We start from the raw sequence: 22,493 nt of genomic DNA on the forward strand, positions 1-22,493 counted from the left end.
CGTTTAAGATTAACATCCATTAAGGTACAAGTGTTCGCCGAATGCTTAGCATCGCCAGCTTGGGATTTGTGATTCGTACTCGCCTATCTGAATTCCGTGGGACAAGGTCAAGCCAATGGCATCTAAACCATTCAGCAATTTATGCCGCGCCGACTCGGCCAACGTAAAGCTAAACTCAGCTCCCAAAGGCGATGTCACCTTACAAGTCGTTAAGTCCACGGTGATTTGTGCGCCTTCTTCGCTCGCCACCTCATCCATTAACTGACGCACTTCATTCGCGCTCAGCTTCACTGGCAACAAACCGTTATTGATGGAGTTTCCATAAAAAATATCGGCAAAGCTCGGAGCGATAATGGCGCGCAGGCCAAAATCCGCCAGTGCCCATGGGGCGTGTTCACGGCTGGAGCCACAGCCAAAGTTTTCCTGTGCCAGCAGAATCGACGCACCGCTATAGCGAGGTTTGTTTAGAGTAAAATCAGGATTAGGCACTTCCCCGGCATCATCGAGATAACGCCAGTCGTGGAATAAATGCACACCGAATCCATCCCGTGTCACCTTAGATAAAAATTGCTTCGGGATAATTTGATCGGTATCGATATTGGCGCTGTCGATCATGACCGCAAGCCCGGTATGGCTAGTAAAAGGTTGCATTAACTTCTCCTCTTGGGATTACGGTTAGTAAGGTTTACGGATATCGACAAAATGCCCCGCGATCGCCGCCGCTGCCGCCATCGCTGGACTCACCAAATGGGTACGGCTACCACGACCTTGGCGCCCCTCGAAGTTACGGTTACTGGTCGAGGCGCAGCGATCGCCCGCTTCTAATCTGTCGTCGTTCATCGCCAAACACATAGAACAGCCCGGTAAACGCCATTCGAATCCAGCCTCGATAAAAATTTTATCTAGCCCTTCGGCCTCGGCCTGTGCCTTCACTTGGCCAGAGCCCGGTACTACGATTGCCGTAACGCCCGAAGCCACTTTACGCCCTTTGGCCTGTTTCGCCGCGCTGCGTAAATCTTCAATCCGCGAGTTAGTGCAAGAACCAATAAAGACTTTGTTAATCGCGACGTCTGTCATCGGCGTGCCAGCGGTTAAGCCGATATAGTCCAGCGCTTTTTCCATGCTAGCGCGAATCGTCGGATTCGCCTCATCGGCAGGATTCGGCACGGGCGCATCGATGGCAACCACTTGTCCGGGGTTGGTGCCCCAAGTCAATTGCGGCGCGATATTGGCCGCATCCAACACGACGGTGGCATCAAACTCAGCGCCGACATCGGTTTTCAGCGCCTTCCAGGCGGCGACGGCCTCTGCCCAATCTTCGCCCTTTGGTGCAAACTCACGGCCTTCTAGGTAATCGAAAGTGGTTTGATCCGGCGCGACCATGCCCGCCTTAGCGCCCATTTCAATCGCCATATTGCAGACAGTCATGCGCCCTTCCATCGACAGCGCTTCAATGGCCTCACCACAAAACTCAACCACATAGCCAGTGCCGCCATCCATACCAATCTTACCGATAATCGCCAATACGATATCTTTAGCAGTGACGCCATCGGTGACCTGACCACGGACTTCGATTTTCATGGTCTTAGCTTTTAATTGTCGCAGGGTTTGCGTCGCCAGCACATGCTCAACCTCGGAAGTGCCAATACCGAAAGCCAAGGCGCCAAATGCACCATGAGTCGCCGTATGGGAATCACCACACACAATGACAGTGCCGGGTAAGGTAATCCCAAGCTCAGGCCCCATCACATGCACAATCCCTTGATTAGGATGGTGAATGTCATATAAGCGCACACCGAAGTCTTTGCAGTTTTGCGCCAAGGTCTCGACCTGAGTGCGCGCCATAGGGCTTAAAGCATCTAAGCTAGCACTGCGCGTCGAAGTGTTGTGATCCATGGTCGCGAAGGTTTTCTCTGGAGCACGTAACTTACGCCCCGCCACTTTTAAGCCACTAAAGGCTTGGGGTGATGTCACTTCGTGAACCAAATGTCTGTCGACATAAATGATCGGCGCTTCGCCCTCTGGGGTTGCCACAACGTGGGCATCCCACACCTTTTGATACAGGGTTTTCGGAGCGTTTGATGTTGAAGGAGTCGTCATTACACACCTGCCTTAACTGCATCGGCGATAAAGTTGCCCATTTCGACTGTCGATTTGGCCTTATGGCGTTGGTCGCTACTTAATAGCTCACCGGTTAAATAGCCAGAATTCAGCGCCTTGCTCACGGCGCGCTCAATGGCACTCGCCGCTTCTTCTTGCTTTAAGCTGTGACGCAGCATCAGTGCAGCCGACAGAATTTGTGCAATCGGGTTAGCAATACCTTTCCCCGCGATATCCGGCGCACTGCCACCAGCGGGTTCAAACAAACCAAAGCCAGTGCTATTCATACTCGCCGAAGACAACAAACCCATGGAGCCGGTCAGCATGGCGATTTCGTCCGATAAAATATCGCCAAACAAGTTAGAGCACAGCATAACGTCAAACTCATCGGGACGGCGCAGCAACTGCATAGTCGCGTTGTCGATATAGATGTGTTCCAACTCAACATCGGGGAAATCCACCGCCACTTCTTCTACTACTTGGCGCCACAGTACCGAGCAAGCTAAGACGTTTGCCTTGTCGACCGAAGTGACTTTTTTACGGCGACCGCGGGCGGCTTCAAAAGCAATACGCGCAATACGGGCAATCTCGCGGCGGCTGTAACGCATGGTATCAAAGGCTTCTTCGCTCTCACCTTCACCTTGGCGCCCCTTAGGCTTACCAAAATAGATCCCACCCGTTAACTCACGCACGCAAAGAACATCGAAACCTCTAGCAGAAATATCGCTGCGCAGCGGTGACATATGCTCTAAACCATCATGCAATTTCGCCGGGCGCAGGTTACAAAACAGTTCGAAGTGACCACGTAATGGCAATAATGCACCACGCTCTGGCTGTTCATTGGGCGGTAGTTTTTCCCATTTAGGGCCACCGACTGAACCGAATAGAATGGCATCGGCCGCCTCACAACCTTTCAGTGTTGCTTCAGGCAATGGACAACCGTGATTGTCGATGGCGATACCGCCGACATCATATTCAGAGTATTCAATGTTAAGACCAAAACGTGCCTCAACCGCCTTTAACACCTTACGCGCCTCGGCCATCACTTCTGGCCCAATACCATCCCCGGCTAATACTGCAATTTGATAACTCATACGCCCGCTCACTCCTTCAATGTGAAAACTTTATGCTCGATATTGCTTGGTTTATACGCCACCCAGCTCTCTGTTTTTATGCATATTCTGTTTGTAATCTGCGACCTTATCGGCACGGCACGTCAGGTTCATCACATGCACTAACGCACGGGCTGATGCCTCAACCACATCGGTAGCTAACCCAACACCGTGAAAATTTTGTTCATGGTAAACCGCGGTAATGTCGACTTGGCCCAGGGCATTTTGCCCCTCACCCTTAGCGCCCAATTTGTAACTGATGATATCGATACGACGGTCCGTCGCACGGGCAATGGCGTTATAGGCGGCATCGACGGGACCATTACCGGTCGCAGCTTCGGTTTTAATTTCTCCGCCGACATCGATGCGTACAGTAGCCGTGGCCACGCCTTCGGTGGAGTCGGATTGCACCACTAACTGCTGTAATTGATAGAAGTTATCTTCCGCCGCTTGCGCTTCCATAAAGGCTAAGGCTTCTAAGTCGTAATCGAAGACTTGACCCTTTTTATCGGCCAAATGTAAAAACTGTTCGTACAGGGCATCCAGATTGAAATCCTGCTCGCTGTAGCCCATTTCCTCCATGCGATGCTTAATCACATGGCGACCTGAGCGCGAGGTCATATTCAGGTTGTTACGGTTTAGGCCGATGCTCTCTGGCGTCATGATTTCATAGGTGTTTTGCGCTTTTAACATGCCATCTTGGTGAATCCCCGAAGAGTGGGTAAAGGCATTCGCGCCCACAATCGCCTTATTCGACTGAATCGGCATATTGCACAACTGGCTGACCAGATTCGACGTACGGTGGATCTCCTTGGCATTGATCCCAGTTTCAACTCCCAACAGATTCTTACGCGTCGCTAAGATCATGGCGATTTCTTCTAGGGAGCAGTTACCCGCACGCTCACCAATGCCGTTCATGGTACATTCGATTTGGCGGGCACCATGCTGCACGGCGGTAATCGAATTGGCCACCGACATGCCTAAGTCATCATGGCAGTGAACCGAGATAATGGCTTGGTCGATATTCGGTACGCGATTAAACAAGGTTTGAATAATACCCCCAAACTCGCTTGGCACTGTGTAACCCACGGTATCAGGGATATTGATGGTACGAGCCCCTGCGTGAATCGCCGCTTCTACCATACGGCACAGGTTGTCGATTGGTGTGCGTCCCGCATCTTCGCAGGAAAACTCTACATCATCGGTAAACCTGCGGGCATATTTCACCGCGCCCACCGCCATCTCCAACACTTGCTCGAATGAGCGCTTTAACTTGCTCTCCACATGGATAGTCGAGGTGGAGATAAAGGTATGAATACGGAACTGTTCGGCAACCGATAATGCTTGGGCGGCGGCATCGATATCTTTTTCCAAGGCGCGGGATAAGGCGCACACACGGCTATTTTTGATGGTACGGGCAATAGTCTGCACCGACTCAAAGTCACCGGGGGAAGACACGGGAAACCCGACTTCCATTACATCTACACCGAGACGTTCTAACGCCATGGCGATCTGTAACTTTTCTTTGACCGACAGGCTTGCCGCTAACGCCTGCTCGCCATCACGTAAGGTGGTATCAAATATAATTACTCTGTTAGACATCTCGCTTCTCCATGGAACGTCACCGTTCATTATTTAACTTTTGCCGTATTCAGATACAAAAAACCCCGCAACATTGGTGCGGGGTTTATGAGTGTTTTGCCTATCTATCGAGCGAGCAACACTAAGACCTCCGCGTTTGTGGCGCGAGAGAGAGAAGGAGGAGGTCGAGTTTGCTGCTAATTCTATTCATTTAAATTAAATATTTATTCTATTAACTCAAAATAAGGACGGTTAATATTTAACTCGCTTGCTTAAGTGTGTCAACCCCAATTTTTTTCATGTTCTTCGAGTTATTTGCTGCAAAATAGCAAAATTTACCCATATTCACTCGACAAGACTCTCGTTAATCCCTTGTCAGTAGAGAAAAATCCACAAAATGGCTCAAGTCAAAATTTGAACAAAAAAATCATTTTTTATGCAAAAAAGCCTTGAGACACGTTATAATCCTCGCCCGCGGTTACGGATATTAGAATTAATGCATGGTATGGAGCAAAAAATGGATTTTCGCGTCTTAGCGCTTAGCCTGTGGTTATGGCTATTCCCTTTTGGGGTCAGTGCTAACGACCAACTCGATGCACTTGCAGAACTGATTTATCAGTATCCGACCAAGGCTTTGACGCAAATTAGCACACTAGAGAAACAACAAACCGCTGATAACTCTAGTGATATTGATAGGCTTCGCCTCAGTATGCTCAAGTGCCAGAACTTGTTGCAATTAGGGGAAAATGAAGCAGCAATCAACCTTGCCCAGATGGGCGAGGCCAGTGCCAAACAGCTAAAACTCGATCAGGCACGTCCCTACTTTTTGAATTGTCAGGCCGATGCCTATCTCAATTATGATAATGTCCAAGATGCCTTACCCTTGCTCGATTCAGCGATTACCCTCGCGAGACGTTATCAGCAACCTCAAGCCTTAATCGATGCACTGCGGTTAAGGGGGCAACTGGATACCAACACGGATAACTTTTCCTCCGCCATCGAAGATTTACGCATCGCTATCGACATCTATCCCGATATTCATACCCAGACACAAAATTGGGTGTGGCCGCCGCAGGCCTATGTCTATGCCGCTATGGGCAGTTTGCTCTACGCAACCCATGACTTACCCCAAGCCATGTATTACACCAATTTGGCACTCAACAGTCCCGACGCTAAGGGGAAGGCACGGCATGTATTATTACTAAACGCATCGCGTCTCGCGTTAGATAATCAAGATAGAGAATACAGTGACCAACTTGAGAAACAGGCAAAAGCCTTGTTACCTGAAATCGGCTCTCCCTTAGAACTGGCTTATAGTTATGCCGTTTTGGCTTCAATCGCCCTCGATAAGGGACGAATGGACACTGCCGAAGAATACATCTCCATTGCCATGAACACTTTTAAGCTGCAAAACCAACGGGCAGCGATGATGCGCTCGACCCGTTTATTGGCACAGATCCGGTTTGCTCAACATCGAGATGAAGCGGCGTTAGCCCTTATGAACTCCGCCATAGAGCAGGGAGAGTCATTAAAGCAATACTCTGATCTAAAATGGTTTTATGGCATTTTGAGCGATTATTATCAAACCCACGACAACTACAAACTTGCCTACGAGTATTTGCAAAAACGTTTCGATGCCACAGAACTTGCTAACGAGTCGATGAATAACACCCGTATCCTGCAATTTAAGGCCAGATTAAATCAGCAAGGACTACAACTGGCGAGCAAGGAGAATCAGCCAACTCACAACTCGGTACTGAAAGAGCTCAATATCGATTGGGCCTATAGCACGCTATTTTTAGTCGCCATGGCTTTTTTAGGTGGTGCCATTTGGTATTTCATTGATAAACAAAATAATCGTGCACCATCAGCTGAATCAGACAGCCAAAATCTGCCACCACAACAACTACTCGAGTTGACACTTCACAGCGCTAAGCAAGGCGATTATCCATTGTCGCTGTTGCTGCTCAATGCCAGCCAAATTCGCCAAGTCGATCTGCCTGCGCTAATGGATAAGTTACAAGACAAGCTACGTGAGCAGGACAAACTATTACGCTATTCGATAGATGAGATAGTCATAGTGCTACCCTATACCTCTGCCGTGGGCGCGCAGAAAGTCGTCGGTCAAATCACCCCCACCATCCAAACCTTACAAGGAACAAGTAAGGTGAATATTGGCGTTGCTGTGATGCAACAGTTTGATACTTTGGATTCTTTGGTTAAGCGCGCGAGCATCAATCAATTAGGTAAACTCAAGGGGAGCGACCCACAAAGCGATTATTCTCCCGCTAAATAGGCGGCAATTTCATCGAGGAAATCGTCGCCAAATCGGCTGAGTTTGCGCTCACCAACGCCGTTAACCGCCAGCATTTCACCTGGACTGGTAGGCATCATGGCCGCCATTTCCGCTAGGGTCGCATCGTTAAACACCAGATAGGGCGGTACATCCTGCTCCTCGGCAATCGTACGCCGTAGGGCTTTTAGCCTCGCAAACAGTTTGCGATCGTAATTCAGCGGTGCCCGCGATTGAGTGACTTTGCGCTTAATGTTGGTCAGTTGAATCCGTGGTTCCGCCAACATTAGCGCCACCTCACCCTTAAGGATCGGCCTTGCCGAAGGGTTTAAGGTGATGGACGAGCCCCGCGTAATATCTTGGCTCGCAAGCCCTAAGTGAATCAGCTGACGGATAACGCTCAACCAATATTCATGGCTTTTGTCTTTGCCTATGCCCCAAGTGCTGAGTTTATCGTGCCCTCTATCCACAATCGCAGCGCCCTTGGAGCCACGCAAAACTTCAATCAAGTGATTGATACCAAAGCGCTGCCCAAGACGATAGATGCAAGACAGTACCTTCTGCGCATCCTCGGTGCCGTTATAACGTTTAGGCGGGTCGAGACAAATATCGCAGTTGCCGCAGGGCTCTAACGCGCTCTCATCGAAGTAATGCAGCAACACTTGGCGACGACAGGTTTGTGCCTCTGCAAATGCAGCCATGGTATTGAGCTTATGGAAATCCACCTGCTGCTGCGGCCCAGGCTCCGACTGCTCGATAAGATGGCGCACTCGCCCAATATCGGCAGGATCGAACAGCATAAAGGCTTCGGCCTCGAGTCCATCGCGCCCCGCTCGACCGGTTTCTTGATAATAGGCTTCGATGCTCTTAGGGATATCGTAATGCACCACAAAGCGCACGTTAGATTTGTTAATCCCCATACCAAAGGCTACGGTGGCAACCACGATATCAATTTGATCTTTAAGGAAGCTATCCTGCACTTCACCGCGCTCTTGTGGCGTCATACCCGCATGGTATGCCTTTGCATGAAACCCTTGTAGGATGAGCCGTTCAGCCACCTCATCCACACGGCGACGACTGCTGCAATAGACTATGCCGCTACTGCCATTTTGTTGCAGTAAAAACTGTCGTAATTGATTCGCGGCATTGAGTTTTTCGGCAACCGTATAGCGAATATTAGGCCGATCGAAACTCGATAGTAACCTAAAGGGATTAATCCCTAGGCGTTCGCAAATATTTTGCCGCGTCGCCTGATCCGCTGTGGCGGTGAGCGCCATCATGGGCACATGGGGGAAGAGCTGCTTTAACTGGCCAAGGGCGGCATATTCGGGACGAAAATCGTGTCCCCATTGACTGATGCAGTGCGCCTCATCAATGGCAAACATCGATAACGGCAGGGAGCGCATGCGCTCGATAAAATCGCCAGTAAGTAACCGTTCAGGAGACACATAAAGCAGTTTTAGCTCGCCTCGATGCAACTGCCTCAGCACCTCTACACTCTGCTCCCGCGGCTGCGATGAGTTTAAATAGGCGGCATTGACCCCCGTCTGCAACAGGCTGTCGACCTGATCTTTCATCAATGAAATCAGCGGTGATACCACGATGGTGATGCCAGGCATCAACAGTGCGGGCAACTGGTAACACAGACTCTTACCGCCACCAGTGGGCATGATCACAAGGCAGTCCTCACCACTGCATACACGTTCGATAACCTCGCGCTGACCGTCCCTAAAATCACGGTAGCCAAACACCTGCGCTAGGCGTTGCGACAGCGGATCATCATGTATGTCGAGTAACTGAGTTTCCATGGATCTTCTAGCTAAAAAGTAAGGGCGCCTATTCTAAAGGACAGAATCGCTCCTGTCTTGCGCCATCTTGCCCAAACCGCCTCCGCGCGAACAACCTGAGGATAGGCTTCCTGCTCCATGACTCATCATAACGCCTAGAACGATTTGCCCGCACAAAGGCTTAAGTTGCATTAGGCATAGGCTTGGCTGTAGATTAATTGCTCTAAGTCGAACGCCATTGTGCGTGTTTCGACCCTATTCTAAGAAGCCCTACAGCCTACAAGGACGAACAGCATGACAAACCCAATTCAAGCCGAAGTACTCAAACGTGTTGCCGAAGTGTTTGATCAGCACGTGCCGTTTCATAATTTATTGGGTCTGGATATCAAACGCTACGACATAGATGGCGTCGAAGTGGTGATTAATATGAAGCCTGAGCTCATTGGCAATATTCACCAACAAATTCTCCACGGTGGCGTCACCGCCACAGTGCTCGATGTGGTCGGAGGGCTCACCGCCTTTGCAGGACTGGTTGCGAGTCGTGATGATTGGACTGTGGAGGAGTTACAACAACGGTTGCAGACCTTAGGCACTATCGATATGCGCGTCGATTATCTGCGCCCCGGGCGTGGACAGATTTTCACAGGCACGGGCAGCGTGATCCGTGCCGGCAATCGCGTCTCAGTGTGTCGCATGGAGCTTCACAACGAGCAAGGAACCCATATCGCCTTCGGCACTGGCACTTATATGGTTGGCTAGTCCGTTGTCACACATCGTTTTTTAGAAATTGTTTACCGTATTCAACATCGATAACCTAAAGGGAAACACCTTGATTACTCAGGTGTTTCTCTCTAATTTTTGCTGAGCACTGGTTATTAGAGACATCCTGTAACGAAAAAGGCGACCGCACACACCTTGAGTCAATTCCCATAGCCTCCTACAATCGCCGTCCTGTTGTCCTTCGAAGATGTCTCATGCCTGATACTGAATACCGCAAAGGGATCCTACTCGCCGTCAGTGCTTACTGTATGTGGGGATTTGCGCCCTTATATTTCAAACTACTCCACCATGTTTCGGCGACCGAAATTTTACTGCATCGGGTGATCTGGTCATTTGTGTTTATGGTGATCATCATGCTGTTTATCGGTGGCTTTGGAAAGCTGCGCCAACTGTTTAAACAGCCAAAGCAGTTACTCGTGCTCACCATCACCTCCCTGCTGATTGCCGCCAACTGGTTGATTTTTATCTGGGCCGTGAATAACGATCATATGCTCGATGCCAGCTTGGGTTACTTTATTAACCCCCTACTGAATGTGCTGCTCGGCATGCTGTTTTTAGGTGAAAGATTACGTAAGTTGCAATGGTTTGCCGTCGCGCTGGCGAGTGCTGGCGTGCTTATTCAGTTGATTTCATTCGGTTCAATCCCCATTGTTTCCCTCGCCTTGGCGGGCACCTTCGGGGTGTATGCGCTGCTGCGTAAAAAGGTCAACGTGGATGCAAAATCGGGTCTGCTAGTCGAAACCGCTATCCTGCTACCGGTCGCATTGGTTTATCTGGTCGCAACCTTAGATAGCGCCACGGCGAATATGCTCACCAACGATTGGCATCTTAACTTGTTGTTGATGGCGGCGGGGATTGTTACCACGATTCCACTATTGTGTTTTGCCGGTGCAGCGGTACGTATTCCATTGTCTATGCTCGGCTTTTTCCAATATATCGGCCCGAGTATTATGTTTATCCTCGCGGTAACCTTATTCAATGAACCCTTCGATGCCGAGAAGAGCATCACCTTTGGTTTTATCTGGAGCGCCCTGTTGGTGTTCACCTTCGATATGGCCTATAAACGCAAAACGGCGCGATAACATCACGCCGCAGCCGACAGTTGCAAAAATAGTGGTTAAGTGAGCGTGTACTTAGCCTGCTATTTTTGTAGCTGGGTGATCAACCTTTCGCCCTCGGGCACAGACAAAAGCAGATTGTAGCCTCGCGTCGTTGGCACTAGCACTAGCTCGGATTTATCCGTCACAGCCACAAATGCCTTACCCTTCCCTTTTAGATTAAACCAGCCGAGTTGAAACCCTGGCATACCGATACCATTGGTCTTAAAGCTGGGCGCTAAATCCGCCTCCAGCTTCAAGTCGATAATGCGCGCCTGCTCGACCAGCAGCTCGGAGCGTGCTAACTGCACTTTATAGAAGGGAATATCAAGTTTTAGCTCGGTGTCGGTTAGCGCGATTTCAGCATTATGGGATTGATAAAACACCCAAGAAAATCCGCCAATCATCACTAACAAAATACCTAAGCTCGCCGATTTAGCCACTTTCGGCATAGGTTTAACCCACAACATCCACAGCACACCAGCCAAACCTAGCAGCAAGATAATAAAGCTTAAAATGGAGGTTTGAGTCAGAGGCGCGAGGGAGAAAAACTGAGTCACCATGGTGGGCAGTCCTTAAGGTAGAAAAGCTTAATCTGCCAACAAAGACATATTATGTCAACAAAAATGCCAGCGCTAGGCTGGCATCTTATCAAGCGTGTAACGCTTACAGATCGAGGGCGAGAATTTTAGAGCGGCGCTGATAGTTATACAGCTGCTTTTTCTTCTGCGGTAAGGCTTCCACATCTTCAATCACAAAGCCATGCTCTAAGAACCAGTGAATGCTGCGGGTAGTCAAGGCAAACAAACGGGAATAACCGCGGCTACGCGCCTGACCTATGATGTTTTTCAGCAGCAAACTGCCCCTATCCGCATCGCGATAATCTGGGTGCACTACCAAACAGGCAAACTCCCCGGCGTTATCCTCCTCGAAAGGATACAGGGCCGCACAGCCAATGACTAAGCCATCACGCTCAATCAACATAAATTGCTCGATCTCAATCTCAAGCTGCTCACGACTGCGGCGCACCAAAATGCCTTGCTCTTCCAAGGGACGAATTAAGTTTAGTACGCCACCAATATCGCTAATCGACGCGCGGCGCAGACGCTCAGCGCTTTCTGTCACGATTTGCGTACCTATGCCCTCACGGGAGAACAACTCCTGCAGCAAGGCGCCGTCATCGAGGTAACTGACCAAATGGCAACGTGGCACACCATTGCGGCACGCATCAATGCTCGCCTTGAGGAAAGCCATAGTGCCCACACAGGCAGAACCTTGCTCAGCGAGCTTAGTCAGAATGTTTTGCGCGTCATTTGGCATTAATTCAGCAATCACATCGCCATTGCGATCGAGGATGCCGTTTTGCGAACTAAAGCCAATCATCTTGTCGGCCTTCAGCTTGATCGCGACTTGAGTGGCAATCTCTTCAGCGGTGAGGTTAAAGCTTTCGCCAGTGACCGATGCGGCAATCGGCCCCATCAACACGATACAGTGATTATCGAGCTGACGCTTAAGCCCTTGAGTATCGATACGGCGCACTTTGCCGCTTAAACAAAAATCCACGCCATTATCGACCCCCAGAGGCTGGGCGATCACAAAGTTACCGCTGACTAAGTTGATTTGCGCGCCTTGCATCGGCGTATTACTGAGGCTCATCGATAAACGCGCGGTGATATCAAACTGCAATGCGCCCGCGACCTGCTTGATCACTTTAAGCGAGTCTTCATCGGTGATACGTACACCTTCGTGGTAGGCGGGTTCAATCCCATTGGCTGCCAACGCCGCATCGATTTGCGGCCTCGCGCCATACACCAACACCACTTTAATGCCTAAACTGTGCAACAGGGCCACGTCATTCAAAATGCCGCGAAATTGATTTTGTGCTAAAGCCTCGCCACCCAACATCACCACAAAGGTTTTCCCTCTATGGGCATTGACGTAAGGGGCAGAATGACGAAATCCATCAACCAGTTCAGTGGTACGCACGCGTTGTTTACACCTCATATTTGAGCTGGCAATGCCAACATGACACACCAGGATTGAATGACTAAAACACGCGTATAGTATTGCATTTTAATTCACCAATAAAGAATTTATTCTCATTAAAATGCAGTTTTAATACAATAAAGTGCTTATATTTTCAAAAAATTGCATTTTTGATAAATGATCACATTTTTTTAACTCAATGTGGTTTAGCAGCACTGACCAAGTATGGGACAGATTTATCTCAACTTGATGACGAGAAGCCAAAAAAAGACCAAAAAAAAGCCCCTTAGATAAGGGGCTTTTCTCGAAACACTAAACAAGGATTACTTGATTTTTGCTTCTTTGTAGATAACGTGCTGACGAATAACTGGATCAAATTTTTTGATTTCCATTTTTTCTGGCATGTTACGCTTGTTTTTTTCAGTTGTGTAGAAGTGACCAGTTTTAGCTGTAGAAACTAATTTGATCTTCTCACGATTACCTTTAGCTTTAGCCATGATCTATTACACCTTCTCGCCACGGGCACGAAGTTCAGCAACAACAACTTCAATACCTTTCTTATCGATCAGACGGATACCTTTAGTAGATACACGTAACTGTACGAAACGTTTTTCTTCTTCTAACCAGAAACGGTGGTTTTGCAGGTTAGGTAAAAAACGACGACGGGTCGCGTTTTTTGCGTGCGAACGGTTGTTACCAACCATCGGCTTCTTGCCAGTAACTTGGCATACTCTTGACATGTCAGTCTTCTCCAAAAAACAATTTTAACGCTCGAGCATTAATGTACCTCGTATGGCCGTCGCCCGAGGCACAAAGAGGGCGCATTTTATACACGATCATAGAGGTAAGATCAAGCGTTAGATTAATTAATCCAGCCTCGTTCCGCGAAGGAAACTATCTCTCGATCACCAACAACCATATGGTCCAGTAAGGATACGTCTATGGTTGCTAACGCATTTTTTAATCGCTCAGTTATTCGTCTGTCAGCCTGACTGGGCTCGGCAATACCAGACGGATGATTGTGACACACTATGACGGCAGCAGCCTTTTTCTCCAGCACTAGGCTCACCACTTCACGTGGATACACCGAAGCTGAATCTATTGTTCCGCGGAATAATTCGACGAATTGAATCACTCTATGCTGGCTATCCAGCAGCAAAATTGCGAACACTTCATAGGAGCGGTCAGCTAATTGTCTCATTAAATAATCCCGAGTTAAATCGGGATTTGTCAAAACCTGACCTCTCTGCAGGTTTTCTTGTGCCACACGCCTCGCTAATTCAGCCGCGGCTTGAAGCTGGGCGTATTTTACAGGTCCCACGCCCGGAAGTCGACACACCTGATGCTTTGGTGCGCAAAGTAAGCTTCTTAATCCACCAAATTCATGGATCAGTGAGCGCGCAAGGTCGACCGCATTCAAACCGCTCAGCCCATTTCGCAGTAAAACGGCCAGTAATTCTGCATCAGAGAGATGGGCGGCGCCTTTTACTAATAATTTATCCCGCGGACCTTCGCCCTCGGGCCAATCCTTAATCGCCATACGACCTCCTTGTCAGCGCGAATTTTCACTTTAGACAAGTATGGACGAGTTTTTTTGAACTGGGACAGTCACGCCAATTAGTCGCTTTGTGGTATGGTTGGCGACATTATTTCAATCTCGGATGATGTCTGTGAGCCTGATAACGAAAAACGTCCTACTGGGTATTGGTGGCGGCATAGCGGCCTACAAAAGTGCGGATTTAGTGCGCCGCTTAAAAGAACGCGGCTTTGATGTGCGAGTGGTGATGAGCCAGAGTGCCATGGAATTTATTACCCCTCTCACTCTGCAAGCCTTATCAGGCCATCCCGTGGCATCAAGCTTACTCGATCCGGCGGCCGAAGCGGCAATGGGTCATATCGAACTCGCGCGCTGGGCGGATTTAGTTATTATCGCCCCCGCCACCGCGAATTTGCTGGCCCGTATCAATGCGGGCATGGCGGATGAGCTTATCACCACCACTTGTCTTGCGACCGAAGCACCGATAGCCCTGTGTCCCGCGATGAATCAGCAGATGTATCGCAATGTCGCAACCCAAGCCAATTTAGCGAGTTTACAAGGCCGAGGTTATACCCTGTGGGGCCCCGCCAGCGGCAGCCAAGCCTGTGGCGAAGTAGGCCCTGGTCGTATGCTCGAACCGTTAGAAATCGCAGAATTAGCCAGTCGCTTTTTTGCAACAAAAGATGTCTATGCTGAACAGGAAACTCAGCCGCTAGCGGGCCAGTCGGTGCTCATTACCGCAGGACCAACCCGCGAAGCCATCGATCCGGTGCGTTATATCTCTAATCACAGCTCAGGCAAGATGGGATTCGCCTTAGCGAAAGCCGCCGCCGACATGGGCGCCGCTGTGACCTTGGTCTCAGGTCCAGTAAATTTAGCCACCCCAGAGGGGGTGACGCGAATCGATGTCGAATCGGCACAAAATATGCTCGACGCGGTGATGGATAATGTTGATAAAAAAGATATTTTCATTGGCTGCGCGGCGGTTGCCGACTATCGCGTCAGTGATATTGCGGACTGTAAGATCAAAAAGTCCAGTGAGGAAATGCAACTTGCGCTGGTGAGGAATCCTGATATCTTAGCGACGGTCGCAAGCTTGGCAAACCGTCCTTTTGTGGTGGGATTTGCCGCCGAAACCCATGATGTAGAAGCCTACGCCCGCGATAAACTCAAACGCAAAAATTTGAATATGATCGCCGCAAACGATGTATCCGTTGCTGGTCTTGGCTTTAATGCCGATGCCAATGCCCTGCGTGTATTCTGGCCGCAGGGTAGTCAAGATTTGCCTGCTACCGATAAGCTCACGTTGGCTCGGCAATTACTTTCGTTGATAGTGAAAGAAAAAACAAAATAAATGAAAACACCGATTGAATTAAAGATCCTCGATTCCCGTATTGGCTCTGAATTTCCCCTGCCCGCCTATGCCACGCCTGGCAGCGCGGGAATGGATCTTCGCGCCATGATAGATACCACAATGACGATAGCCCCAGGTGAGACTCAGTTAATCCCGACGGGCATCGCCATCCACGTGGCAGACCCAGGCCTTGCCGCCGTGATCCTGCCCCGTTCAGGCCTTGGCCATAAGCACGGTATCGTACTCGGCAATCTGGTTGGGCTTATCGATTCAGATTATCAAGGTCCCTTGATGGTCTCTTGCTGGAACCGCAGCGATACCCCATTTACTTTAGAAATTGGTGATCGTCTCGCACAACTCGTGTTTGTTCCTGTAGTACAAGCACAATTCAAACTCGTTGATGAGTTCGACAGCTCAGATCGTGGTGAAGGTGGATTTGGCCATTCTGGCACTAAATAACCGGCATCGATATTGAGCAAGGATACTGCAATGGCTGTAAGCCCAAAAATTAATCGTCGTGAACACATACTGCAATGCCTAGCGCAAATGCTAGAAACCAGCCCAGGACAACGTATTACCACCGCTAAACTCGCCTCTGAGGTCGGTGTATCGGAAGCGGCACTCTATCGCCACTTTCCGAGTAAGGCGCGGATGTTTGAAGGGTTAATTGAGTTTATTGAAGAGTCATTACTCTCCCGCATCAACATCATCATGAACGATGAAAAAGACACCATGAGACGTTGCCAATTAGTGCTACAACTGCTGTTGATTTTCGCCGAGCGCAACCCTGGGATCTCTCGGGTGCTCAATGGCGATGCGCTCTTAGGTGAAAACGAGCGTCTACGCAGTCGTATCAGCACCCTATTTGCCAAAATTGAAACCCAACTCAAGCAAATTCTGCGGGAAAAAACCCTACGTGAAGGGAAAGGCTTTAATTTAGATGAGGCTATTTTAGCTAATTTGCTGTTAGCCTTCGCCGAAGGGCGAATCGCCCAATTTGTACGCAGCGAGTTTAAACTCAAACCAACGCAGCACTTCGATGAACAGTGGCGCTTTATTCAGCATCAGCTGTTACAAAGCTAATGATTTTTCAATACAAAGGACGGTAATCACCGTCCTTTCTTTTATCCCCCACGCCTTGTATCGGTATTTCTTTTGTTTTAATCTCGAGTAAACATTTTCAAAACAAAAACCACAATAATATTACAAGGATGTCAGATGAAATCTTTGCCATTTGCTGCATTGGCCGTAATTTGCTTGCCTATTATGCCTTTCAGCACATTCGCGGCCGAAACCTCGGCGACAAATGCCCTATCACAATCCCAATTATTCAGTCGCGGTAACGAGTACTCTAACGTCAAGATCTCGCCTACCGGCAAATACTTAAGTGCAATTACCAGTGTTGAGGGTAAAAATGTACTTATAGTATTGGATGCTCAAACCAAAAAACTGCTGAATGCGATTCGCTTCCCAAGTAACGCACAGGTAGGCACCTATGAATGGGCCAATAGCGAGCGCATTGTACTGGCAAAAGAATACCTTAAGGGTTGGACCGATGTACCCCAATACTACGGCGAATTAATGGCGGTCAACGCCGATGGTTCTCGCCCTAAATATCTATTTGGATATAACAGCGGCGAGCAACAAACAGGTTCAAATATCAAGAAAAACACAGCCATAAGTGCCACAGCATTCATTCTGGATCCTCTACCGGATGATGAACGCTATATGCTGGTCAATGCGCTCCCGTGGACTGGAGCCCCAGACTTGAGTGAAACTCCTCAGGATGTCTACCGCGTTGACCTTTTTAGCGGGGTTCGTAAACGCATAACTGGCTCCCCCATTGGCCGAGCACGCTTTATGACTGACCATGATGGTGAAGTCCGCTTTGTGGCAGGGGAAGATGGCAAAAACATCACTAAAGTCTTTTACCGCAAAGATGGCGAATGGATAAACACCGACAAACTTAACCTTGGCTTAAGTGATTTTACGCCTATCTCTTTCGCTGATAATAAAAATACCATCTATGCAGCGGGTCGAGTGGGCACTGAAACCTTAGGCGTCTATCGCATCAATCTCGAAACGGGTGAGAAGGCCGAGATCATTCAAGATGAGGTCGTTGATCCCAGCAACTTCTGGATCAACGGCACCAATAAGCAGCTGTATGCCGTAGAGTTTGAAAATGGCTATCCCAGTTATGCCTTTGTCGATAACAACGACAATCACGCCAAACTGCTTAAGGATTTAATTGCTGCTCTACCTGGCCATCAAGTACGAATTGTCAGCGAAACCCGTAATGGCGAGCAACTGGTGGTGATTGCATTTAACGATCGCAATCCTGGTGATTACTATGTGTTTGATACGAAAAAGCTCAAGCTAGAGTATCTAGCCGCCGCCCGCAAATGGCTCGACCCCGAAAAAATGGCGGAGGTTAAACCTATTAGTTTCACCAACCGCGATGGCCAAATAATCCATGGCTATTTAACCTTACCCTTCGGCAAAGAAGCCAAGAATTTACCCTTGGTCGTCAATCCCCATGGTGGTCCCCATGGCATTCGTGACTGGTGGGGCTTTGACCCACAAAACCAACTACTCGCTCAAAATGGTATGGCGGTATTGCAGGTTAACTTCCGCGGCTCAGGTGGTTATGGCGAGCGTTTCGAGCAAGCAGGCTATCAAAAGTGGGGTTCGGATATTCAGCACGATATTATCGATGCAACTCAATATGTGATTGATCAAGGCTTTGCCGATAAGGAACGGGTGTGTATCGCAGGCGGTAGCTTTGGCGGCTATAGCGCACTACAAAGCGCCGTATTAGCGCCCGATATGTTTAAATGCGCGGTTGGGTTTGCCGGTGTGTATGATCTGGAGTTGATGTTTGATGAAGGAGACGTCGCCAGAACACGTTCAGGCACAAGCTATCTTAAGGACGTACTCGGCCAAGACAAAGCCACCCTAAAAGCCATGTCTCCCTCTGAGAACGTTGCTAAATTAAAAGCGAACCTCTTACTGGTGCACGGTGGTGACGATGAGCGAGCGCCGATTGAACAGCTCGAATCACTCGAAAAAGCCCTCAAAGCCCATAATTATCCCTACCAAAAACTGGTGATGGATAACGAAGGCCATGGTTTTTATAACGATGAGCATAGAGCCAAGTATTACGATCAGATGCTGAGCTTCTTAAAAACCAACTTAAAACTTTAGCACTCACTAAAATAATTACTATCTTCATCAAGATAATGATGTTTTAGCGCCCCGAGGAGCCGATAATCGATAAGGACTATCGGCTTTTTCATCTTCAGCGTGAGCCTTTTTTGGTATGAATTATCTGCAATTCGCGCTATTCTCCCCCACCTTGTTCTTACCCAGATAAGAACGAGTCGATTTGTACCTGAGTTCACCCATTGTACAAACTCAGTTTAGGGTGCTAGGTTTTCAGTGATAGCCGCTACTGCAGTAGTGGAGGATAAGATGGCATTAAGTGAAGCAGCAGTAAAAGTACAAGCCGCCCTACAAGAACGCGGACTTGAAACCCCCATGCTACCCAATGTGTTTACGCCTGAAGAGCGTAAGGACAAGATTGAATTCCATATGAAGGAAATCCTGACGCTAATGTCACTGGATCTTTCCGACGACAGTCTTGCCGATACTCCACGCCGCATCGCCAAAATGTATGTCGACGAAATTTTCTCAGGCTTAGACTATGAGAACTTCCCGAAGATCACTGTCATTGATAACAAAATGGGCTTCGATGAGATGGTGCGCGTGCAGGATATCAGCCTGACCAGTACCTGTGAGCATCACTTAGTCACTATCGATGGCACAGCGACGATCGCTTATATTCCTCGTAAGAAAATTATCGGTTTATCAAAGATTAACCGCATAGTGCGTTTCTTCTCCCAGCGTCCACAGGTGCAAGAGCGCTTAACCCAACAAGTGTTAGTTGCCTTGCAAACCTTGCTCGAAACCAAAGACGTAGCCGTGAAAATGGATGCGGTGCATTACTGCGTCAAATCCCGCGGCGTGATGGACTCCACCAGCTCCACCACGACCACCGCCTTAGGGGGCATTTTTAAATCTAACCCCGCCACCCGTGCCGAGTTTTTAAATCAATCCAAATAAGGTTTGGATTTAATCAGGGCATAAAAAAACGCTGCCATTCTTGATGAATCGCAGCGTTTTTGTTTTAGCGGTTTATAACCCGCTTAAGCCTTATTAGGCCTCGATGCCATACTGCTCACGGTACTGGCTTACTGCCGCCAGTTGCGCTTCCATACCCGGTTTTTCTGACAGGTAGCTGATCAGATCCGCAAGCTTGATGATCGCCACAATACCGCAGCCAAAATCACGCTCAACCTCTTGGATGGCCGACAGTTCGCCCTTGCCCTTCTCTTGTCTATCCAGCGCGATTAATACGCCAGCCAACTGCGCCTGATGAGCCTCGATGATTTCCATCGACTCACGAATTGCCGTACCCGCGGTGATCACATCGTCCACCAGCATTACACGACCTTTAAGCTCGCTACCGACTAAGCTGCCACCTTCACCGTGATCTTTTTTCTCTTTACGGTTAAAGCAATAGGGAATATCGATATCGTGGTGTTCGCACAAAGCCACCGCAGTCGTGGTCGCAATCGGAATACCTTTGTAAGCCGGGCCAAACAACAGATCGTATTCTATGCCTGAATCCACTAACGCCGCCGCGTAAAAACGTCCTAAACGCGCAAGGTCCCGTCCAGTATTGAATAAACCCGCATTAAAGAAATAAGGACTGATACGGCCCGATTTAAGGGTAAACTCACCGAATCGCAGTACCTGACGCTCTAGGGCAAATTCAATAAACTCACGTTGATAGGCTTTCACAATCTCTCCTTACGACTTTAACGTTCTATTTTTATTGGGTTATAGCAATATTGATTTAATAAAAAGCCCCATAATGGGGCTTCTTATCAACAACAATTAATTTAATGCGGCTTTCTGCACATCGACGATTTCACGAATACTGTTCTTCGCCAACCCGAGTAGTTCAATCAATTCTTCATGGCTAAACGGCTCACCTTCGGCCGTACCTTGAATTTCAATGATCTTACCGGTTTCCGTCATGACTACGTTCATATCGGTTTCAGCCGCGCTGTCTTCCACATATTCGAGATCGCTGATCGCTTCACCGTTATAGATACCAACGCTGACCGCAGCAATCAAAAACTTCAGTGGGTTAGACTTGATAATGCCCTTACCACGCGCCCAGTTCAGCGCATCCACTAAAGCCACACAGGCACCTGTGATAGACGCAGTGCGAGTACCGCCATCGGCTTGGATCACATCACAATCGATAACGATCGTGTTTTCGCCAAGGGCTTTCATATCGACGCAAGCACGCAGTGCACGGCCAATCAGACGCTGGATCTCTTGCGTACGGCCTGATTGCTTGCCGCGAGCCGCTTCACGGTCCATACGGCTGTGGGTTGAACGTGGCAACATACCGTATTCTGCCGTCACCCAGCCTTGTCCCTGACCTTTTAGGAAACGTGGCACACCCTCAGTAAAACTGGCGGTACAAAGTACTTTGGTTTCGCCAAACTCCACTAACACAGAACCTTCGGCGTGGGCCGTAAACTGGCGAGTGATAGTGATGGGACGTGTTTGTGCTGGCGTTCTGTTACTTGGACGCATGCGAGATTCCTGTATTCTGAGTCATTGACCGATTTTGGCTGCATATTATAGGGATTTGTGCCTGAGGATGCCATGCCTAGGGCCATTCTCTGACAAACTCCCCATCTTTAAATGCTAGCTTAACCCCTAGCAGTATATTGTATGCCTTTAATCCTAAAGCCATTGACTCTATAATCGCCTATCAATATGACGATTCAACCATTAGGACAATCCCATGATCCAAAGCATGACAGCCTACGCTCGCATCGAGCACAAAGCACAATGGGGCACCGCCTCTTGGGAAATTCGCTCAGTCAACCAGCGTTACCTCGAAACTTACCTACGTCTGCCAGAACAGTTCCGCAGCTTCGAACCCGTACTGCGCGACCGTCTGCGTAAACGTTTAAGCCGCGGTAAAGTCGAGGTCAATTTACGCTATGAGTTAGCCGACAACAGCAATAACGAACTCAAATTAAACCAAGGGTTAGCCAAGCAGTTGCTCGACGCCGCCAGCTGGTTAAAACAAGAAGCCGGCCAAGGCGAAGTGAGCCTGACTGACATTTTGCGCTGGCCAGGCGTGCTCTCAAGCTCAGAGCAAGATATGGATGCCATTGGCGCCGAGCTATTAACGGCTTTCGATTTAGCAATAGACCAGTTTATCGAAGCCCGTGGCCGTGAAGGTGCAGCGATTAAAGAAATGTTGTTAAGCCGTTTAGAAGGCGTCGAAGAACAAATCGCTATCGTGCGCGAACACATGCCTAAAGTGATGGAATATCAACGCGATAAACTCACCAATCGCCTCGCTGAAATCAAAGGCGAACTCGACCCCGCCCGCATCGAGCAGGAGATGATCCTGTTAGCACAAAAACAAGATGTGGCCGAAGAGATGGATAGACTCGAAGCCCATGTCACCGAAGCGCGCCGCATCCTCAAAAAAGGCGGCAGCGAAGGCCGTCGCTTAGATTTTATGATGCAGGAATTTAACCGCGAATCTAACACCCTCGCCTCAAAATCCATCAGCACAGAAATCACCGCCGCCGCCGTCGAGCTCAAAGTACTCATCGAACAAATGCGCGAGCAGATCCAGAATGTGGAATGATGTTTTAGCCTGATTGCCATTGTTTAAAATAACCAATTAAACCCAGCACTTGCTGGGTTTAATGTTTTTACAGGTTCGAGTTTGTTTGCTATTGTAAGCTATGAAGTGGTTACTA

21 protein-coding genes are annotated in these 22,493 nt (G+C 48.8%); 9 read left to right on the forward strand and 12 right to left on the reverse strand.

Annotated features, from left to right (window positions below; all coding sequences use genetic code 11):
• Positions 1 to 45 precede the first annotated feature (45 nt).
• Genes leuD through leuA form a run of 4 tightly spaced genes read right to left on the reverse strand, consistent with a single transcriptional unit; the run spans position 46 to position 4,814 of the window.
• The gene (gene leuD, locus SHEWANA3_RS19655) at positions 46 to 651 is read right to left on the reverse strand and encodes a 3-isopropylmalate dehydratase small subunit (protein ID WP_011718507.1); all 606 of its coding nucleotides are present in this window, start codon (positions 649 to 651) and stop codon (positions 46 to 48) included.
• Between the two features lie 24 nt (positions 652 to 675).
• Positions 676 to 2,100 (reverse strand): 3-isopropylmalate dehydratase large subunit, encoded by a 1,425-nt coding sequence (gene leuC, locus SHEWANA3_RS19660; RefSeq protein ID WP_011718508.1) that lies wholly within the window; start codon positions 2,098 to 2,100, stop codon positions 676 to 678.
• Positions 2,100 to 3,194, reverse strand: a complete 1,095-nt coding sequence (gene leuB / locus SHEWANA3_RS19665; protein ID WP_011718509.1) for a 3-isopropylmalate dehydrogenase — start codon at positions 3,192 to 3,194, stop codon at positions 2,100 to 2,102. The genes leuC and leuB overlap by 1 nt, the downstream gene beginning before the upstream one ends.
• Positions 3,195 to 3,245: 51 nt before the next feature.
• Positions 3,246 to 4,814: a 2-isopropylmalate synthase gene (leuA, locus tag SHEWANA3_RS19670; RefSeq protein ID WP_011718510.1), complete on the reverse strand. Its 1,569-nt coding sequence runs from the start codon at positions 4,812 to 4,814 to the stop codon at positions 3,246 to 3,248.
• 496 nt (positions 4,815 to 5,310) lie between these two features.
• On the opposite strand from leuA, the gene SHEWANA3_RS19675 reads away from it, so the two are divergent.
• Positions 5,311 to 7,089, forward strand: coding sequence for a diguanylate cyclase (locus SHEWANA3_RS19675; RefSeq protein WP_011718511.1), 1,779 nt, complete (start codon positions 5,311 to 5,313; stop codon positions 7,087 to 7,089).
• Here the strand turns inward: SHEWANA3_RS19675 and recQ are convergent.
• Positions 7,071 to 8,894: a DNA helicase RecQ gene (gene recQ / locus SHEWANA3_RS19680; protein ID WP_011718512.1), complete on the reverse strand. Its 1,824-nt coding sequence runs from the start codon at positions 8,892 to 8,894 to the stop codon at positions 7,071 to 7,073. The genes SHEWANA3_RS19675 and recQ overlap by 19 nt on opposite strands.
• A gap of 273 nt (positions 8,895 to 9,167) precedes the next feature.
• On the opposite strand from recQ, the gene SHEWANA3_RS19685 reads away from it, so the two are divergent.
• Positions 9,168 to 9,632, forward strand: coding sequence for a thioesterase family protein (locus tag SHEWANA3_RS19685; protein WP_011718513.1), 465 nt, complete (start codon positions 9,168 to 9,170; stop codon positions 9,630 to 9,632).
• Between the two features lie 215 nt (positions 9,633 to 9,847).
• Entirely contained in the window at positions 9,848 to 10,735 is an 888-nt protein-coding gene (gene rarD / locus SHEWANA3_RS19690; protein WP_011718514.1) for an EamA family transporter RarD, read from the forward strand.
• Positions 10,736 to 10,794: 59 nt separating this feature from the next.
• Here rarD and SHEWANA3_RS19695 read toward each other — a convergent pair whose 3' ends face one another.
• The 5 genes from SHEWANA3_RS19695 to radC all read right to left on the reverse strand — a co-directional run bounded on the left by SHEWANA3_RS19695 (position 10,795) and on the right by radC (position 14,276).
• Entirely contained in the window at positions 10,795 to 11,313 is a 519-nt protein-coding gene (locus tag SHEWANA3_RS19695) for a PH domain-containing protein (protein ID WP_011718515.1), read from the reverse strand.
• A gap of 103 nt (positions 11,314 to 11,416) precedes the next feature.
• Complete coding sequence (gene argA, locus SHEWANA3_RS19700) at positions 11,417 to 12,736, reverse strand: amino-acid N-acetyltransferase (protein ID WP_041412827.1); 1,320 nt, start codon at positions 12,734 to 12,736, stop codon at positions 11,417 to 11,419.
• 323 nt (positions 12,737 to 13,059) lie between these two features.
• Entirely contained in the window at positions 13,060 to 13,233 is a 174-nt protein-coding gene (rpmG, locus tag SHEWANA3_RS19705; protein WP_006079871.1) for a 50S ribosomal protein L33, read from the reverse strand.
• A 6-nt stretch (positions 13,234 to 13,239) separates the two neighbouring features.
• Positions 13,240 to 13,476, reverse strand: a complete 237-nt coding sequence (gene rpmB / locus SHEWANA3_RS19710; protein ID WP_006079870.1) for a 50S ribosomal protein L28 — start codon at positions 13,474 to 13,476, stop codon at positions 13,240 to 13,242.
• A 122-nt stretch (positions 13,477 to 13,598) separates the two neighbouring features.
• Entirely contained in the window at positions 13,599 to 14,276 is a 678-nt protein-coding gene (gene radC / locus SHEWANA3_RS19715; RefSeq protein WP_011624904.1) for a DNA repair protein RadC, read from the reverse strand.
• Positions 14,277 to 14,397: 121 nt separating this feature from the next.
• On the opposite strand from radC, the gene coaBC reads away from it, so the two are divergent.
• The 5 genes from coaBC to folE all read left to right on the forward strand — a co-directional run bounded on the left by coaBC (position 14,398) and on the right by folE (position 19,749).
• Positions 14,398 to 15,627, forward strand: coding sequence for a bifunctional phosphopantothenoylcysteine decarboxylase/phosphopantothenate--cysteine ligase CoaBC (gene coaBC, locus SHEWANA3_RS19720; RefSeq protein ID WP_011718517.1), 1,230 nt, complete (start codon positions 14,398 to 14,400; stop codon positions 15,625 to 15,627).
• The gene (dut, locus tag SHEWANA3_RS19725) at positions 15,628 to 16,086 is read left to right on the forward strand and encodes a dUTP diphosphatase (RefSeq protein ID WP_011624324.1); all 459 of its coding nucleotides are present in this window, start codon (positions 15,628 to 15,630) and stop codon (positions 16,084 to 16,086) included.
• A gap of 30 nt (positions 16,087 to 16,116) precedes the next feature.
• The gene (gene slmA, locus SHEWANA3_RS19730; protein WP_011718518.1) at positions 16,117 to 16,710 is read left to right on the forward strand and encodes a nucleoid occlusion factor SlmA; all 594 of its coding nucleotides are present in this window, start codon (positions 16,117 to 16,119) and stop codon (positions 16,708 to 16,710) included.
• 135 nt (positions 16,711 to 16,845) lie between these two features.
• Entirely contained in the window at positions 16,846 to 18,831 is a 1,986-nt protein-coding gene (locus SHEWANA3_RS19735; protein WP_011718519.1) for a S9 family peptidase, read from the forward strand.
• Positions 18,832 to 19,098: 267 nt separating this feature from the next.
• Positions 19,099 to 19,749 (forward strand): GTP cyclohydrolase I FolE, encoded by a 651-nt coding sequence (gene folE / locus SHEWANA3_RS19740; RefSeq protein WP_011624327.1) that lies wholly within the window; start codon positions 19,099 to 19,101, stop codon positions 19,747 to 19,749.
• 93 nt (positions 19,750 to 19,842) lie between these two features.
• Here folE and pyrE read toward each other — a convergent pair whose 3' ends face one another.
• Positions 19,843 to 20,490 carry an orotate phosphoribosyltransferase gene (gene pyrE / locus SHEWANA3_RS19745; RefSeq protein ID WP_011624328.1) on the reverse strand — a complete coding sequence of 216 codons (648 nt, stop codon included), beginning with the start codon at positions 20,488 to 20,490 and terminating at the stop codon, positions 19,843 to 19,845.
• A 96-nt stretch (positions 20,491 to 20,586) separates the two neighbouring features.
• Complete coding sequence (gene rph / locus SHEWANA3_RS19750) at positions 20,587 to 21,300, reverse strand: ribonuclease PH (protein WP_011624329.1); 714 nt, start codon at positions 21,298 to 21,300, stop codon at positions 20,587 to 20,589.
• Positions 21,301 to 21,514: 214 nt separating this feature from the next.
• Here rph and SHEWANA3_RS19755 point away from each other — a divergent pair, with 214 nt between their 5' ends.
• A complete protein-coding gene (locus tag SHEWANA3_RS19755) occupies positions 21,515 to 22,378 on the forward strand; it encodes a YicC/YloC family endoribonuclease (protein WP_011718520.1) in 864 nt (287 codons plus the stop codon).
• The last annotated feature ends 115 nt before the right edge of the window (positions 22,379 to 22,493 follow it).

Source organism: Shewanella sp. ANA-3 (assembly GCF_000203935.1).
Taxonomy (GTDB): Bacteria; Pseudomonadota; Gammaproteobacteria; order Enterobacterales; family Shewanellaceae; genus Shewanella.